This is a genomic window from Cyclobacterium xiamenense (assembly GCF_009467825.1).
In the GTDB taxonomy this organism is placed as follows: domain Bacteria; phylum Bacteroidota; class Bacteroidia; order Cytophagales; family Cyclobacteriaceae; genus Cyclobacterium; species Cyclobacterium xiamenense.
In genome coordinates this window covers 24,757-40,822 of record NZ_WIOK01000021.1, presented here as the reverse complement: position 1 = coordinate 40,822, position 16,066 = coordinate 24,757, and the positions used below count along the sequence as shown (strand labels likewise).

At 49.7% G+C, this 16,066-nt stretch carries 11 protein-coding genes; 7 read left to right on the top strand and 4 right to left on the bottom strand.

Going from position 1 to position 16,066, the window contains the following annotated elements; translation table 11 throughout:
* Positions 1 to 12: 12 nt before the first annotated feature.
* The 6 genes from GCU44_RS15775 to GCU44_RS15750 all read left to right on the top strand — a co-directional run bounded on the left by GCU44_RS15775 (position 13) and on the right by GCU44_RS15750 (position 7,893).
* On the top strand, positions 13 to 774 hold the full coding sequence (locus GCU44_RS15775) for a 3-keto-disaccharide hydrolase (RefSeq protein WP_154857529.1): 762 nt from the start codon (positions 13 to 15) through the stop codon (positions 772 to 774).
* Between the two features lie 14 nt (positions 775 to 788).
* Entirely contained in the window at positions 789 to 1,682 is an 894-nt protein-coding gene (locus GCU44_RS15770) for a phytanoyl-CoA dioxygenase family protein (protein WP_154857527.1), read from the top strand.
* 8 nt (positions 1,683 to 1,690) lie between these two features.
* Positions 1,691 to 4,807 carry a DUF7133 domain-containing protein gene (locus GCU44_RS15765; RefSeq protein WP_154857525.1) on the top strand — a complete coding sequence of 1,039 codons (3,117 nt, stop codon included), beginning with the start codon at positions 1,691 to 1,693 and terminating at the stop codon, positions 4,805 to 4,807.
* An 8-nt stretch (positions 4,808 to 4,815) separates the two neighbouring features.
* Positions 4,816 to 5,640 carry a 3-keto-disaccharide hydrolase gene (locus GCU44_RS15760; RefSeq protein ID WP_154857523.1) on the top strand — a complete coding sequence of 275 codons (825 nt, stop codon included), beginning with the start codon at positions 4,816 to 4,818 and terminating at the stop codon, positions 5,638 to 5,640.
* A 100-nt stretch (positions 5,641 to 5,740) separates the two neighbouring features.
* The gene (locus GCU44_RS15755; RefSeq protein ID WP_154857522.1) at positions 5,741 to 6,817 is read left to right on the top strand and encodes a Gfo/Idh/MocA family protein; all 1,077 of its coding nucleotides are present in this window, start codon (positions 5,741 to 5,743) and stop codon (positions 6,815 to 6,817) included.
* A 53-nt stretch (positions 6,818 to 6,870) separates the two neighbouring features.
* The gene (locus tag GCU44_RS15750) at positions 6,871 to 7,893 is read left to right on the top strand and encodes a 3-hydroxyacyl-CoA dehydrogenase family protein (RefSeq protein ID WP_154857520.1); all 1,023 of its coding nucleotides are present in this window, start codon (positions 6,871 to 6,873) and stop codon (positions 7,891 to 7,893) included.
* Positions 7,894 to 7,901: 8 nt separating this feature from the next.
* On the opposite strand, the gene miaE is transcribed toward GCU44_RS15750, so the two are convergent.
* Positions 7,902 to 8,489 carry a tRNA-(ms[2]io[6]A)-hydroxylase gene (miaE, locus tag GCU44_RS15745; protein WP_154857518.1) on the bottom strand — a complete coding sequence of 196 codons (588 nt, stop codon included), beginning with the start codon at positions 8,487 to 8,489 and terminating at the stop codon, positions 7,902 to 7,904.
* Between the two features lie 130 nt (positions 8,490 to 8,619).
* Here miaE and GCU44_RS15740 point away from each other — a divergent pair, with 130 nt between their 5' ends.
* Positions 8,620 to 9,864, top strand: coding sequence for a glycosyltransferase (locus tag GCU44_RS15740; RefSeq protein ID WP_154857516.1), 1,245 nt, complete (start codon positions 8,620 to 8,622; stop codon positions 9,862 to 9,864).
* Here the strand turns inward: GCU44_RS15740 and GCU44_RS15735 are convergent.
* From GCU44_RS15735 to GCU44_RS15725, 3 genes are all read right to left on the bottom strand, one after another.
* Positions 9,861 to 11,543, bottom strand: a complete 1,683-nt coding sequence (locus GCU44_RS15735; protein WP_241684981.1) for a hypothetical protein — start codon at positions 11,541 to 11,543, stop codon at positions 9,861 to 9,863. The genes GCU44_RS15740 and GCU44_RS15735 overlap by 4 nt on opposite strands.
* Before the next feature lie 6 nt (positions 11,544 to 11,549).
* Positions 11,550 to 13,529 (bottom strand): hypothetical protein, encoded by a 1,980-nt coding sequence (locus GCU44_RS15730; RefSeq protein WP_154857514.1) that lies wholly within the window; start codon positions 13,527 to 13,529, stop codon positions 11,550 to 11,552.
* Positions 13,530 to 13,858: 329 nt separating this feature from the next.
* A complete protein-coding gene (locus GCU44_RS15725; protein ID WP_154857512.1) occupies positions 13,859 to 16,066 on the bottom strand; it encodes a DUF4954 family protein in 2,208 nt (735 codons plus the stop codon).

Here is a 16,066-nt window from a genome sequence, read left to right as displayed (position 1 = left end):
TAACTCAATTTTATGAATACGAAACAACAAACCCCCTTACTTTTATTTGCCCTTTTATTTATTTCATACACGCTTCCGGCGCAGGATTTTCTATTTGAATTTGGAAAGGAGCAAGACCTCAATGCATTGATTCAGGGAAAGGCGACACAAGAAAAATCCATTCGTTGGAGGGATGTCAATACGGGCCCGGCTACCTGGCGCTTTGAGGGGGAGGAGTTGGTATGCGAAGGTTTACCGATCGGCGTGATCCGTTCCGAGCAGCAATACGAAAATTTCGTCATGTATGTGGAGTGGAAACACATGGAAGCCGGTGGAAATTCCGGCAGCTTTGTCTGGTCCGGTGCAGTACCTGGCGAAAACCGGTTGCCCGATGGAGTGGAAGTACAAATGCTGGAATTGGATTGGGTCAACCAAAATAAACGTCCGGATGGGGAGTTGCCGCCCATTGCCTACGTACACGGAGAGCTCTTTGGCGTGGGTGGTGTGGAGACCGTTCCCGACAATCCACGCGGCACCCGCAGTAAATCCATCGAAAACCGTTGCCTGGGAAAAGGCCAATGGAATACCTACGTGGTGGTATGCGTGGATGGCGTGATCAAGCTTTCCGTTAATGGAAAATTCGTCAACGGCATCCGTCAGTCAACCCAGAAGAAAGGATATATCTGCCTGGAGTCAGAAGGAGCACCGATTCATTTTCGCAACCTGACGGTGACCCCACTTCCTCCCGGCGTTACGTCCCCGGATCAAATAGCACCTTTATTACCCAATCCCTAATTTACGCGTTACCCATGTCGAACGATTTATCCCGGATTCACAAGTTGATCACCGATCTATTTGAATGGCCCCAAACAGAAAAAGATTGGGAAAAGTACCGCCTTTCGGAAGAGCAAGTGGCTTTCTTCAAGGAGAACGGCTACTTATCTCATGTCAAATTGTTGGATCCCTGGCAGGTGGATGTGTTAACCAAAGAATTGGAAGAATTAACCGATCCCAGCCATCCCGGTAACGAATTGTTTTACGAGTTCAAGTCCAACGAATCGGCGGATCCCAACACCGTCTTGTTTCATTCCCTGGGCCATTGGCGCATTACCAGTGGTTTTCACGATGTTTTGTGGAATCCGGCCTTTGTGATGGCGGCAAGTCAGCTTTTGGGGGATCGGTCAGTGCGATTTTGGCACGACCAGTTGTTTTGCAAACCTGCCAAACACGGTGGTGTAGTGGCCTGGCATCAGGATTACGCGTACTGGACACGCTCCGTACCCATGCAACACCTCACCTGCTGGGTGGGGTTAGACGACGCGGATACCGAAAACGGATGCGTCTATTACGTGCCTGGAAGTCATCGATGGGGCTTGTTGGATAAGCCGGAATTGGCTGGTGACATGGAGGGATTGATGGATTACCTGACCGATGCACAGAAAAAGGAATTTCGTCCCGTCCCCATCGAAATGGAAAAAGGTTACGGTACGTTCCACCATCCCCTTATGGTGCACGGTTCTTACGAAAACAAATCCGAAAGGTCCCGAAGAGCATTTGTTTTGAACGTATTCGCCGACGGAACCCGTTCCAATACCGAACACGAATTGCTTGCCGGGGTACCTGTTTTTGAGCCAGGAGAAAAATTGACCGGTCAGTTTTTCCCGCTTTTGTTAGAGCGGGGCGCTAATGATCAAAACTCCTGAAAGCGCTGATGCGGACTATCTGGAAAAAATGGATTCCCGCCTGGCCCTGGCTGGTTTTGGCCCTGGTGGTTTTTTTGGTTTGGGCCAGTTTTTTCGGTGGGGACCCCTCCAGTAGTGGGCAGCAGGACTGGGTGTTACCCGATGGCTATGTACTTGAAGAAGCCACCTTGCCTGGCTTGGTGGACTATCCCATGTTTGCTGTTTTCGACGATCAGGGTAGGCTTTTTGTCATGGAATCCAGCGGACAAACGGAAAGCACTTCTGGTATCGAAGAAAATCCGGACTTCCGCATCCTCCTTTTGTCGGACAACGACAAAGATGGGCTGTTTGAGCACAAAACCGTCTATGCCGATTCGCTTTCATTTCCCATGGGCGGCGTTTTTCTGGACGGTAGCTTGATCGTTACCAATGCTCCGAATTTGGTGAAGTTTACCGATACCGACGGGGATGGAGTGGCGGATGAAGAGGAGGTCCTGCTTTCCGGATGGACATTGAATCACAATGCGGCCATACTGAGTGGACCTTTCATGGGGCCCGACGGCTGGTTATACCTGGCGGACGCCCGCCGTGGATTTGATATTTTAAGTAAGGAATTTGTACATTTTGAGGGGAAGGGTGCGCGTATATGGCGTTGCCTGCCAAATGGTACCCAGTTGCAGTCATTTGCTGGTGGTGGTTTCGACAATGCGATTGAATTGGCTTTTACGCCTTCCGGGGAAGTATTGGGAACCATGACCTATTTTACCGATCCGCAGGGGGGATACCGGGATGCGCTGATGCATTGGGTAGAAAATGGGGTATATCCCAAACCCCATCCTGTTATTTCAGAGGATCAACTGGTCCGCACGGGCGAATTGATGCCGGTCATGCACCGGATGGCCAGGGTTTCTCCCTCCGGATTGATGCGGCATAACGGATCGGGCTGGGCCGAGGATGTTGAAGGCAATTTGTTTCACGCCGAATTCAATACCGGTAGAATCATCCAAAGCAAACTGATACCCGAAGGCGCCTCTTTTCGGGTAGAAGCGCAGCCGTTTTTTCAGAGCCGACTGCCCGACTTTCATCCGACCGATGTGTTGCAGGAGCCCAATGGAAACTTGCTGTTGGTCAATACCGGTGGCTGGTTTATTTCGGGCTGCCCGTTAAGCCGCACCGCCAAACCGGATGTGCCGGGAGGGATCTTCCGTATTCGAAAAAAAGATCGCTCCGGAGAAGTTGCAGATCCCTGGGGAAACGACATTCCCTGGGCCCAATTGTCGGTGGCTCAGTTGGTAAAGCTGCTGGAAGATCCCCGACCCGCAGTGGTTGAGAAAGCAGGGAATTACCTGCTCCATCAACCGTTGCTCGCTATCCCCTTTTTACAAAGCCTGATGCAAGCGCATCCGGACGAAACGGTCCGTGCGAATGCCGTGTTTCTTTTGTTCCGTACCCAAAACCCGAGAGCCTGGAATACGATGCACGCAGGGCTGGACGACCCGAGTGACCTGGTAAGGACCGCTAGCGCCCGGGTGTTGGGAATGGCAGAAGTGAATACCGCAAGGGATAAACTGATTCGTGTACTTGCAGAGGCTAGCTCCCTTCCACTTGCCAGGCAGGTGGCCGTAGCACTGGGCCAAATCGAGGATCCCATGGCTACGCAACCGCTTCTACAGGCCTTAGAACGGTACCCGGAGGATCGGTACTTCGAACATGCTGTTATTTATGCACTAATTGAAATGAAAAACGAGTCCTTGCTTCTGGAGGAATTGGCCGCATCCGGCTTCAACAAAGCGGTAGTCATCGCGCTGGATCAAAAAAACAACGGCTTGCTGGCAGAAGAAACAATCGCTTCCTATTTGGTCGCATCGGATACCACCGCGCAGCGAACTGGGGCCTGGGTTCTGAAAAACCATCCGGAATGGCACCAGGCCTTTATTTCGTTTATGGACTCACAAACTGCCCAACCCGTTCCGGACCTGGATAGGATACGGGATCTTTGGCCCGTATTTATCGATCAGGAACCTGTGCAGGCGTACCTTTCTGAAAAGATGAGGGAGAACCAGGGCAATCCGCGGGGAGAATGGCTACTATCTCTACTTGCTTCCTTTCCACCCAAAGACCCTTCGGCTGCACTAGGCACTAGCCTCCGCCTGTATCTGAAGGAAGGGGATCGCTCCATCCAGGAGGCAACCCTGCGCGTGATCTCCCAAATCAACAGTACGAAGTTATCCGAAGAATTAAAAGCACTTTCCCAGAACGATGCAACCGCCGTTTCCCTTCGGCTGATGGCCTATCAGGCGCTGGTGGCACAGGGAGATAAAGTTAAAGACACCGAATTTCACTGGATTGCCCAGCAGCTTTTGCTAAAAGAAGTTCGGCAGCACCACGCCCTTGTTGGCCGGATTTTGAAAGACCTTGAACTTGACCAAAACCGCCTGGACTGGATTTTGGAGCATATTTTCCCGGAGGTGTCTTCGGAAAATGTGCCGGTGGTGCTGGAGCTATTCCATGGGGTGGAGCAGGTAGCGCCGTTGAATGCATTGGAGCAAAGCTTGTTGCAGCGTAAGGAAGAGTGGGACAGGCTCTCTCTTGATAGGGTAAAAACGATTTTTGCCGAAAACGAATCGGCGATTGTGGACAGTGTGCAGCGCACCCAGGAATATCGTCTGATTGCCCTGGAATCACTGGAAAGCGACTTGCTGTCCGGAGATGTTTCCAGGGGAAGGGCGGTTTTTTATGGTAAAGGAACCTGCAGCAGCTGTCACGCGGTCGCCGGTGAGGGAGGTACTTTTGGTCCGGATTTGACGAACATTGGAGAAATTCGTTCCCGGCACGATATTCTGGAAGCCATCGTTTACCCCTCTGCCAGTTTTGCACGGGAGTACGAAACGGTTTCCCTTCGCACCGGAAGTCAAAACCTGACGGGGATTATCCAAACCTTCGAAGCAGGAAGGTACGAAATAGCATTGGGCCCCAATGTATCGCGGTTTGTTCTCGTAGAAGACGTGGAAAATTTATCCCCTGTCTCCCAATCCTTAATGCCGGCCGGTTTGGAAAATGCCATGGATATTCAGGAATTAAGTGATTTGATGCTTTATTTGCAATCCTTACCAGACGGCATGTATACCCGTGCCAGAAAAAATTAGACCCAGCTATGAATAAACCAACGTATTTTTCATCCGTACTCGCAGTTATTTCCTTGTTTGCTGTCGTTGCCAGTTTTGGTCAACCCCTCCCCAGCCCAACCGATTGGGAGCGAGGGACGGGTATTCCCTTGTTTGCGGGAGAAAATCTGGACGCCTGGTACACCTTCATTCAAGGTAGGGGAAGGGATCAGGATCCATTGCAGGTATTTCGGGTGGATGATGGGTTGTTGCATATCAGCGGAGAGGAGTGGGGGTGCATCACGACGAAAAACCCGTACGATAATTTTATTTTGAAAGCTACTTTTCGCTGGTCAGGTCCTACCTACGGGGATCGAAAGGCGAAGGCACGGGATAGTGGGATCCTGATTCACTCGCAAGGCCAGGATGGCGGCTATAACGGGATTTGGATGCACGGAATAGAAGTACAGATTATCGAAGGAGGTACCGGCGATTTTATCGTGGTAGGAGACGGTTCCACTGCTTTTGGACTCAGCGCGCCGGTGGTGCGCAAAGATCCGGGCAATGCCATGTATTTTGCTCCGGAGGGAAAATACGAACGCGTACATGGTGGGCGGATCAACTGGTTTGGCAGATCCCCCCAGTGGTCCGATACCCTTGGTTTTCGAGGTAAGGAGGATGTTGAAAGAAGGGTAGGCGCATGGAACGAACTGGAAATACAGGCCTGGGAAGGGCAAGTGGCCGTTTACCTAAATGGTACCCTCGTAAATTTTGCAAAGGAGGTGCTTCCGGAATTTGGGCGGATTCAGGTACAGTCTGAGGGGGCTTCCATTGCGTTCAAGGAAATTGCGGTATACCCTTTGTCAAAGAAATAGCGCAAAGGTCCTTGCTTCAGGGAATATTTTTTTAACTTAGAATCGGTTATACAAACGAGATTATACAGGGAAACGAAACTAGTCATAAAACAAACAAATCATGACCCAAAAACCAATAAAGATTTTAGTAGTGGGTTGCGGCAATATGGGTGCTTCCCATGCGTTGGCTTACCACCAACTGGATGGATTTGAAATAGTAGGCCTGGTTTCCGGAGGGAAAACAAAGGAGGTGCTGAATGAGAAATTGGGTGGGGGCTATCCGCTTTTTGATGATTATTATGCGGCAATGGATGCCACGAAACCCGATGCAGTCAGTATCTCCACCTATCCGGATACCCACGAGACCTTTGCGGTCGAGGCTTTTGAACGAGGCTGTCATGTTTTTGTCGAAAAGCCACTGGCGGATACCGTGGAGGGTGCCCGGCGGGTGGTGAACGCCGCCAAAAAGAACCACAAGAAATTGGTCGTGGGCTATATCCTTCGGCACCACCCTTCCTGGATGAAATTCATTTCGGTGAGCCAGGAATTGGGTAAGCCGCTGGTGATGCGCATGAACCTGAATCAACAAAGTGAGGGAAAAATGTGGACCCTTCACCGAAACTTAATGAAAAGCTTGAGTCCCATTGTGGACTGCGGCGTGCATTACATCGACGTGATGTGTCAGATGACCCGGTCTAAGCCGGTGCAGGTGTATGCCATCGGTGCCCGGTTAACGGAAGAAATCCCGGAGGGAAACTACAATTACGGCAACCTGCAGATTCGCTTTGAAGATGGCTCGGTGGGCTGGTACGAGGCCGGTTGGGGACCCATGGTCAGCGAAACCGCTTTTTTTGTGAAAGACGTGTTTGGTCCAAACGGATCCGTTTCCATCGTGGCACGAGAAGCCGGAGGATCCGGTAAATCCGATAGCATTGAAGCACATACCAAAACGGAATCCTTGCTGTACCATCGTTCCGAACTGGATGCCAACGAAGCCTTTGCCCATGAAGATGAATGGATTGATCTCCGGGACGAACCCGATCACAATGCACTATGCCAACGGGAGCAGGAGTACTTTCTGGAAGCCATTCACCAGGATACCGACCTGAACGATCACATGGAAGATGCCGTCAATAGCTTGCGCATTGCCTTTGCCTGTGACGAATCGGTGAGAACGGGAAAAGTGGTTCACTTGTAAATCTATAAAGAAGGCGGTATCACCTTCTTTTTTTCACCTTTCACTACGAACGCATGTCAACTGATTTTGATCCGAAAGAATTTCCCGTTGGGATTATTGGTCTTGGACTTATGGGAAGCAGCATAGCCGCGTGTATGCTAATGGCCGGGCACCCGGTGACAGGTGTTGAATTGGTTCCCGGAGCGCTGGATGATGGTGCCAAACGAGTAAAAGACCACTTCAAACTGGCCCTCGAAAAAGGACTGATTCAGGGAGAAGCATCGGATTATTTGAAGTACTTTTCTGCTTCTGCTGATCTATCCGACTTAAAACACTGCAGCCTGGTCATCGAATCCATCAAAGAAGACAAAACCCTGAAAGGAGAGGTTTTTCAAATCCTGGATGGAATCGTGTCGGAAGAAACGTTGATTACCACCAATACCTCGGCCATTCCCATTTCCGAATTGCAACAGTTTGTTAGTCATCCGGACCGGTTTTTTGGCTTGCATTGGATGGAGCCGGCCTACACCACCCGGTTCCTGGAAGTAATCTGCGGAGCGGAAAGCGATTTGGAAAAGGCCCAGTTTCTGTACGATCTGGGAGAATTGTGGCAAAAGGAAACTGTATTGGTGAAAAAAGACCTTCCGGGATTTATTGCCAATCGGCTCATGTATGCGATGTACCGGGAAGCCATGCATTTGGTGGAGGAGGACTATGCATCTGTGGAAGACGTGGATCGTGCCTGTAGAAATGTTGCCGGATATTTTCTTCCCATGATGGGGGTGTTCCGCTGGATGGATTTTACCGGAATTGCCTCTTACAGGAAGGTAATGAAGGACCTTTTTCCCACCCTAAACAATGATGCTGCTCCAGGAAAGGTTATCAATGACATCGTGGATGCGGGAGGAAAAGGCATTGCAAACGGACGTGGCTTCTATACCTATACCGAAGAGGAGGTAGCGATCTGGAAAGACCTTTATAGCGAGTTTTCTTACGAAATCAGAGAGCTAACGCAGAAATACCCTGCGGATATCGTCCAGCGAAAATTGGATGAAAAGAAAGAATCAATACCTCCGGAACGCAAAAACCAATCCTAAGACGCGGATTAGTGCAGGGCTGGAGCAATGGGCAGCGATTGTACGACCTTTCCTTCAAACTCCATCATCTCGTGCAGGCGGTCGTAAACCGTTTTTTCGTCGAAGTATTCTAAGGCGAGGGCTACAAAAATGTTCCCGTGCTTTGCCTCCGAGGTCCAGAGGGTTTTGTAAAATCTTTTCAGTTCCTCGTCGCTTTGCGCCTCCGAGACCATACGAAATCGTTCGCATCCCCTGCATTCCACGATGGAGCCCAGTAGCATGCGGGAGAGAAACCTGCTTTCCTGGGTTCCCCCATGACTGAGTGGTGTTAGTCGCTTGATGTAGGGATCTTCTTTCATTTCCTTATTCAACGGAATCCCCTTTCGCTGCATCATAGCGAATACCTGATGAAAATGTTCCAATTCTTCGATTGCCGTTTCGATCATGTCTGGGATGATTTTTACGCGGTCGGGATATTTGGCAATCAGGGAAGTCGCCATGGCAGCGGCTTTTCGCTCGCAGTCGGCATGGTCTTGCAAAAAGGCATCAAAATCAGCCATGACCGCATCCAGCCAGGCTTGTGAAGAAGCTACTTTTAACTCAATGGAATATTTCATGGACGTATTTCAAGTGTTGCCATCAGTCAAAAATACAAGAACTTTTTCAATTTACTGACTCCACCGGAAATTCCCTCGGGACCTGTTGCTGCTTTTTCGTATTTTTCGGGTCGATTACGAACAACCCGCCATGCCCTCGCTACAATCCACCATCGCCACCTATACCGGCCGTTTTTCGGTAAATGCACCCTATTTTAACGACATGCCCTCGCCCGAACTGGGATTGGTACTGGTCATTCCAGCGTACAAGGAGCCGGCGATCCAACGCACGTTGGACTCACTGGGCAATTGCCAGGCACCTGGTGGAATGGTAGAAGTGGTTTGCGTCGTAAATGCTCCGGAAGGTGCAGCGAGCATCGACCTGGAAACCAACGAAGAATGCGTCCGGCAAATTGAGGAGTGGAAGCACAGGCATCCCGGGCATTTTCTTTCCGTAAAAATCATTCGCGAGGAATCCCTGCACCAAAAAAAAGCAGGTGCCGGTCTTGCCAGGAAACTTGGAATGGACGAAGCACTTCACCGATGGGGAAAGCTTGACAAAAACGGCCCCATCCTTTGCCTGGATGCCGACTGCGAAGTTTCTGAGGACTATTTTTTGGCCGCCGAAAAGGCTTTTGAAAACCCTGCGCTGGAGTTGGCGCACTTTCAATTCGAACATAGGTATGCGGACGAATCCAATCCCAAACTGGCTGCTGGCATCATGGAGTACGAGCTTCACCTTCGGTGCTACATTCAAGGATTGATCTGGGCGGGCTATCCCTTTGCCCGGCATACCGTCGGTTCCTGCATGGCGGTGCGCGCGGCTACTTATGCCCGCTCGGGCGGGATGAATACCCGGAAAGCAGGTGAAGACTTTTATTTCATGCACAAGCTATTACCGGTCGCTACGTTTGCCTACCTGGACGCCCGGGTGTATCCGTCCTGCCGCGCATCCGACCGGGTTCCCTTTGGTACCGGCAAAGCACAGATGGATTATTTGATGGCAGGCATAGCATCGAAAACAAGCTATCATCCCGATTGCTACGGCTGTTTGAAAGCATTTTTTAGGCAGATTCCCTTGCTTTATGAAGCAGATCCGGAGGAGTGGAACCTTCCCGAACCAGTTCGTGAAGTATTACGGACGGTGGGCTTTACCGATCGGGTGTTGGCAATAAAAAAGCAGTCCACTTCGAAAGCTTCTTTTTTAAAGAAATTCTGGCAGTGGTTCGACGGGTTTCTGGTACTCAAGCTGACCCATTATCTACGTGATCGGGTATACCCAAACCTCCCTGTTGCCAAGGCTGCTGAACAATTGAGGGAGCGGATCCAGGGGAAGTTTGGAGGGGCGCGTATAGTGGATCTGCTGTTCTGGTATAGGGAAAGAGATGGTCTTTAGTGTTCTAAGGGCTGAATGATCAGAGATATTTGCTGGTTTTTTTCTAATTTTAATGCCAATCCTTCCAGTAGTTCTTCGCCGAGGTAGGTGCTGGAAGTATTTCCTGTGGGAAAAGTAACACGGTATTTTTTATCGGGGGCCACCACAAACCATTCTGGAAGTTGGTTGATGCGGGGATAATCTAAGGGCAATTGAAAAATATGCCGATGTCTGGCTCGGTCAAATGTAATTTTTCCTTCCCAGATTTCCTCGCTAAGCAGGGAAACCAAAACTCCCGAGTCCCTGGCGACTGCTCCCAGGTAAAGCTCGGGCTGCCAGGGCTTGGCTGTTACCCCTTGCGTTTTCCACAAGCAATACATTAGGGTTGTTCGCGCAAAATTACCATCTCCGTGCCAACCCTCGATGATGCCATTTCCCCGGTACGACTCGGTGTCCGGTCGGTATGCGGAATCCTGAAGTGACCACATGTGCTGGGTTTGACTATCGATCCATGCCTTGGTTTCCGGCAGTGGTTCGCGGTTGTACAAATTCAACGCACTTTCGATCGCATCTGCGTAGCCGTCCGAACTACCCCGTTCCCAGTCGTAGTAGGCATATTGGTCGAGGTTTTCCAAGGCCCGGATTACCGCCTGCCGGTAGGGCTCGTATTGATCGAGCAGGTATACACTGTAGTAGGCATTAAACGTATATCCCCAAGTGTCGGCGATCCCTTCGTCCAGAATCTCCCCCGTTTGGGGATTGATCTGATTGTAGAAAAGCCCGTGTTCGTTGGTACCTACTTCCAAAATCCGATCCAGCATTCGGTAAATTGCTGGTTGATAGGCGTTCTTTTTGCCTTCATCGGTATGGGCGGTAGTGAGGTATAGTTCGCAGAGTCCGGATACAATTTCACAGCCATGGTCGCGAAGGCGAAGTATTTCGAAGTCATCTGTGGGATGGTGTTCGTCCAGCAGGTAATAATCTCCCAGCCGCAGGGCCCATTCCAGGTATTTTTTGTCCCCGCTCATCCAGTAAACCCTGGAAAGTACTTGCAGCAGTTCCCCGTTTACCTCCACATTCAGTGAGGGGATTCTACCGTAAGGCGTTTCGTAAGAGGCATTTTTCCAGATATCGTCCAGGATATCCCGCATGCGATCGGACCAGGGGGTTTGTCCGATGTATTCGGTCAAGGGAAGTAATCCATCTTTAACGTATTCCGAGGCGCCAAAAATGATGGCATCTTTGTTTACCTCTGCCCGGTCAAATCCTTTTTTTGAAAAGGAATAGGTGTCGGGAAGGCGATCCAGCCGGTTGGTAAGCCGTTTTTCGGTTTCCAGTATCGCTGCAAGGCGACCTTCGTACAACGATTTATCCAAAATGGATGCCGTCATAACCATAAAGGGGTAATTGTCTGCTGCCGCATCCTGGGCATTCCAGATATCTGCACTTTCGCGAAGGTTTCTAGGTATTAATCCCGTTTCGGGATCTGCATGGGCAAGCCAGTCGTTAACGAAGGAAAGGCTGCGCGTGTACCCCTCATGGGCCAGGTAGCCGTTTTGCATCGCTTGTGAAAGCTCGTTTTCGTCTGGCTCAATAACCGCTGGCTGACAGGCCGCATAAACGATAAGGCTCAAGGCAACTAAAAAGGAAGAAATGAGCGGGTTGTTAAAGCTGCTTTTTCTAAATGGGCTTCGGTACATGGTGGGTTATTCGGATTGAAGGGTTAATCCCTGATTGAAGGTGGCTTTGATAATGGTATGCGGAAAGGATTGGGTGACATAATAGGTGCCGGTGAAATCCTCCTCATAGCTTTCGGCAAAGAAAGGGTTGGAGAGACCGTTGAACTGCACATCCAATTTAAAGGCGGGCGTCCCCTGATAAGTCAATTCGTCCACCACCCGTATGCGGGTATGAACGTAGGTTGGCGTTGCCAGGACTCGTTCAGAGCCAGGTACACCGAAATGGGATTTTTCGACCGGCATTAGGTCAAAAAAGCCAAGATTTGCCTGGTACTTACTGGCAAGTGGCAGTTGCGTCAGAATTCCAAAAAACTGATAAATGTCAAGCAGGGCCGCATTGGGTACGGTTAGCCGTTGTGTTCCCTGGCGTTCGTTGGTTAGGGTAAGCAGAATGCTGTCTGATTCGTAATCAATTTGTATGCGTGTCGTTTTGTAGGAAAAGGACCTGGATAGCGGCAAGCCGGTTTCCTGGTCGACCTGCAAGGCGACGGGCAATAAAGCGATCGCATTTGCGTCCAACGCAGGTACGGATTCTCCGGAACTGGTATACAGGGCGTATTTTTCTGCCTCCCGGAAGGCGCTAACAGTAGTTACCAGAAAATCCTCAAACGAGTCCGCTTCGGTAGCAGTTGTGGCAAGTTTGTTCTCGTCAAAAAGCGCTAAAATCGATGTTTTTAGCGACAGGGTATCCTTGGTTTCGTCAAAAGTTTCGAAAATCTCCATGAAGCCCTCGTTAATTCGCTCCACCTGCTGGTAACTCAGTCGCTGTCTGATTTCAGGTTCCTCGCGGTTTTCTTCTTCCGTACGCCGTTGCAGGGTGATTTTTTTTATTCCTTCTTCCGGGTCTGTTAGTTCGTTCCATTGTAGGTTCCATACCGGCAAATTTTCAACGAACAGTGTAACGTCATTTTCCCAGGTTTCCGGCGACAGGAGGAGCGGTTCAGAGAAACTTTTGACTTGACGAATGTCTGGCGAAATCCCTTTAAAGGCTTGGTTTTGCAGCGGTAATTCAATGGCTACCGGTTTTGGGTCAATCAGGACTGCCGTACTATGGTAGGTACCAAGTAGGGCCAATTCGTCAAAATCCAGCGCATCAATCTGAAAGGGAATCGGTTCAAAAAAGGAATCGGAGGCCAGCATTCCAGCTCCGGGGGCGTATTTCTTCACCGTAATTTCTTTGTCCGGTTCCCCTGCAATCCGATAGATGAAAAACGCATCTTGCCCTTCGGTTCCCTCGTTTACCACAAAAACCCCTGGTAACCCGGTGTAGCCGCTGACTTCAAATTCAAAACGTTGGTTCAGGCTTTTTCCTTCCGCAAAGCCAGCGCCTACCAGGCGAAACTCGTTGGGGAAATAGCTGATTTCTCCGGAAGTGATGGTGAGGGAGTCGTTTTTGACATAGAGTTCTCCGTCCAGATCGTTGATCAGCGGACTCGGTATCTCCTGTCCGGCCACATCCAAATGTAGCAGCAGTTGTCTACCGTCCATCTCGGCAAAAGAAACCGTACCTTTCACTGTGACCCGGTTGTTTTCGGTAACGTACAGAAAATTATCTTCCGAACGTGCATCTCCAAAATTTCCAGCTTCCAAGCGGGGAAGGCAGCTGGTGTCGAAGAAGGCAGCCCTATCCAGGGATCCCTGCCAGTTTGCCGTTGAGTTCAGCGGTTTTTTTAATACCAGCTCGTTCCATTGGATGATCGGCGTGGCAAGGGAAGTAACAATATCCGGAAGCAATAAGTATATCCGTTCTTTTCCTCCCGGGAATACCCGTACTTCAGGTATGGGAATTCGTATATTCTCTGAATCGGAAGCCCGGATTTCCAGGTAGTTGGATGCTTCAGTCGGTTGCAACATGACTTCAGGGCAGGGTTGTGCATGCAGTTGACTGAAAAACAGGACCGAACCGAGGAATAGAATCAATGTCGCTAATGGAGATTTTTTGGGCATGTGTTTTTATCTTAGTCGTTATCAACACCATGACAGGATAATTTAGCACAAATAATTCAAATAAAAAACCACCAGCCCTAAGAAATAGATCGTCCAAAACGCGCTGTTTTTCCAACCAACATTTTCATGCGGCTTGTCCCGGTCTCCAAAGCTTTTGTTGTCACTAGAACGGTGCGAGCACCTGGTTTTAGCAAGCATGTTTCATTCAGGATTTTCTGAAATGCCTTGCTACCGGCGAAACAAAGTAACGATCCGTTTGGAATTTCCGATAGCCAAAGCTGTTCCTGGCGAACGCCTTCCTTTCCTGCAAGCGGGTTAGTAGGTTTAATTTAAAGTACGGACAGCCAGGTATCTATTTTCCGGTGAAACTCCTCACATTCTTCCCGATCTTTTCGTATGAAGCCATTTTCGTCAAGGGATCCCAGCACCACGTCCCTTTCGGCAGGGTTCTGATAGACCATGTTTCGAAAGGGGTTTTCGTAGTCTTTTTTTCGGGAAAGGTAAACCTGTTCTGATAGCCATGCACGGAAGACTTTTGCATTTTCCAGTAGTTGTTTTAGCAACGGACTGTCCAGAAGAGTTGAAGCTGCTTTATGATCTTGCAAGGCAAGGAAAAAGGCATGCCGGGTCTTGGTTTTTTCGTAGCGTTTCCCCAGACTCTCGTACCTGTCGTGCACCTGCTTCCAGCCGGAAATTTCCCCGTTTTTTACCTGCTCGATGAGCTGGTTCACGTCGGCTTCCAGGATCAATTGGCCTCCCATGTTGATCCAATTGAAGGTCTGGCTTGGTTTTGGTAGAAACGGTTGAACGCTTGAAAAACTTACGGGCGGGTTGGCCGTACTACTTTCCATCAGGCATTTAATGGGGTAGTAAGCGATTAATTGCCTGTACGTTTGGTAGGCTTTTCGGGTATTCACGAGGCGGACCGCACGTTTGCTGTTTTCCCATGCGTCTGCCCGCACATGTAGCTCTTCGAGTACAGAGTTTTCGTCCAATAGCAATTCCAGCCCTTTTTTTCGCAGCACTTCTTCTTCGGGATGCGCTTCCGGAAAATACGCCTTATACCATGCCAAACCGGACAGTCGTTCAAGCAGGCCGATTGCCCGGAAAACCTCTGTCATGCTGTCTGGTCCGAGGTAGTCGTATTCCAGTGTTTGTATCCGTTGGGTACGCTTGTCCCGGTCGTTGTATTTCCAGGCGTTTCTGGCAAGCGCATACAGGTTATAATGAAACCAGTAGGCTGGCCGGATGACCAGTTCGTTGCAGTGAACGTCATTGCTGATCAGGGAAAAGGGGAGGGGGATATCCATTTCCGCCGGGTAATCTCCTTTGGTTATTAGGTTAAAGGTAGCAAACCGGGAGTTGTGCTTCAAACTCACGCAGAGTCCGGGCCAAAAACCCCTGCCTGCGACGATTTCTCCGTCGGCACTCCTGGAATTGTGGTTGGATCCGACGGTGGCACCGGCCGCCATGTTGCTTTGCCCTTGTACCAGGGCTGCACATAAAAACGAATTGTTATGGTGTTGTTCGTGGGCAGGAAAAATGAGTGAATTCAATACCTCGCAGCAGGAAATGGTGGCATTGGACCCCAGGTAACTATTGATCAGTCGGGCACCATACTTTAACTGCGAATGGGAGGCCATAACAAACCGAACCGCTTTCACGCCATAAAAAACCGTACATCCTTCACTGATTATCCCATTCACCAACTCGCATCCTTCACCAATTTGGGTAACGGCCTCCGGGCTGGAATGAATGCTTACATTCTTCAACTTATTCGCGCCTTTGATGTAAGCGTCTGATCCGATCCAGACGTCTTTCAAAATCAAACAGTTTTTGATGATGCACCGATCCCCCACCTTTCCGTAATACCCGCGCCTGTGGTCAAAGGCTTTTTGGGTAAAAGCAAGCAATTGCTTTTGAAATGCTTCATCGGCCCGATGTCGGGACCAAAGCCAGGCATCCCCTGGCAACATACCGCTAAAGGGAGCAATCTTCCGGCCTCCGTTTTCATTGCAAACCTCCAGCCAGATGCGTAGGGACTCGGGTTCTCCCTCCTTCACGATTCCGTTCCCAAATTTTGCATGGCTGGTTGTCGCCATTTCGTTGACATTTACCAACACCACCTCGTTGCCCAAAATGTAGTGCGAAAGGTAATGCACGTTGTCGATGACCACATTATCCCCGATGTCACAGCTAATGATATGGCTGTTATAAATCCCTACGGGCATCCGTAGGTTGTGGTATTCCAGAAAGTAGGGTTCTAATTTGCCAATGCGTACCAATCCGAAAAACTTGCAATTCTTTACGAGTTCCGGATTGAACGCATCCGAAACCAACAGATTATTCCAATTATCGGATTGGTTTTGGTTGCGCACCAGTAGTTCAATTTCGCGGGCGTTGAGTTTGCGGTAATTGGTTTTGGTTCGGTTTTGCTTGTTTCGAAGGTAATACTCGTCTTTTCCTTTCGGTAAATACCGATCTTCGATAAATTGATATCCCAATGTAGACAAGGGATGCCGGGTAATTCGATTCAT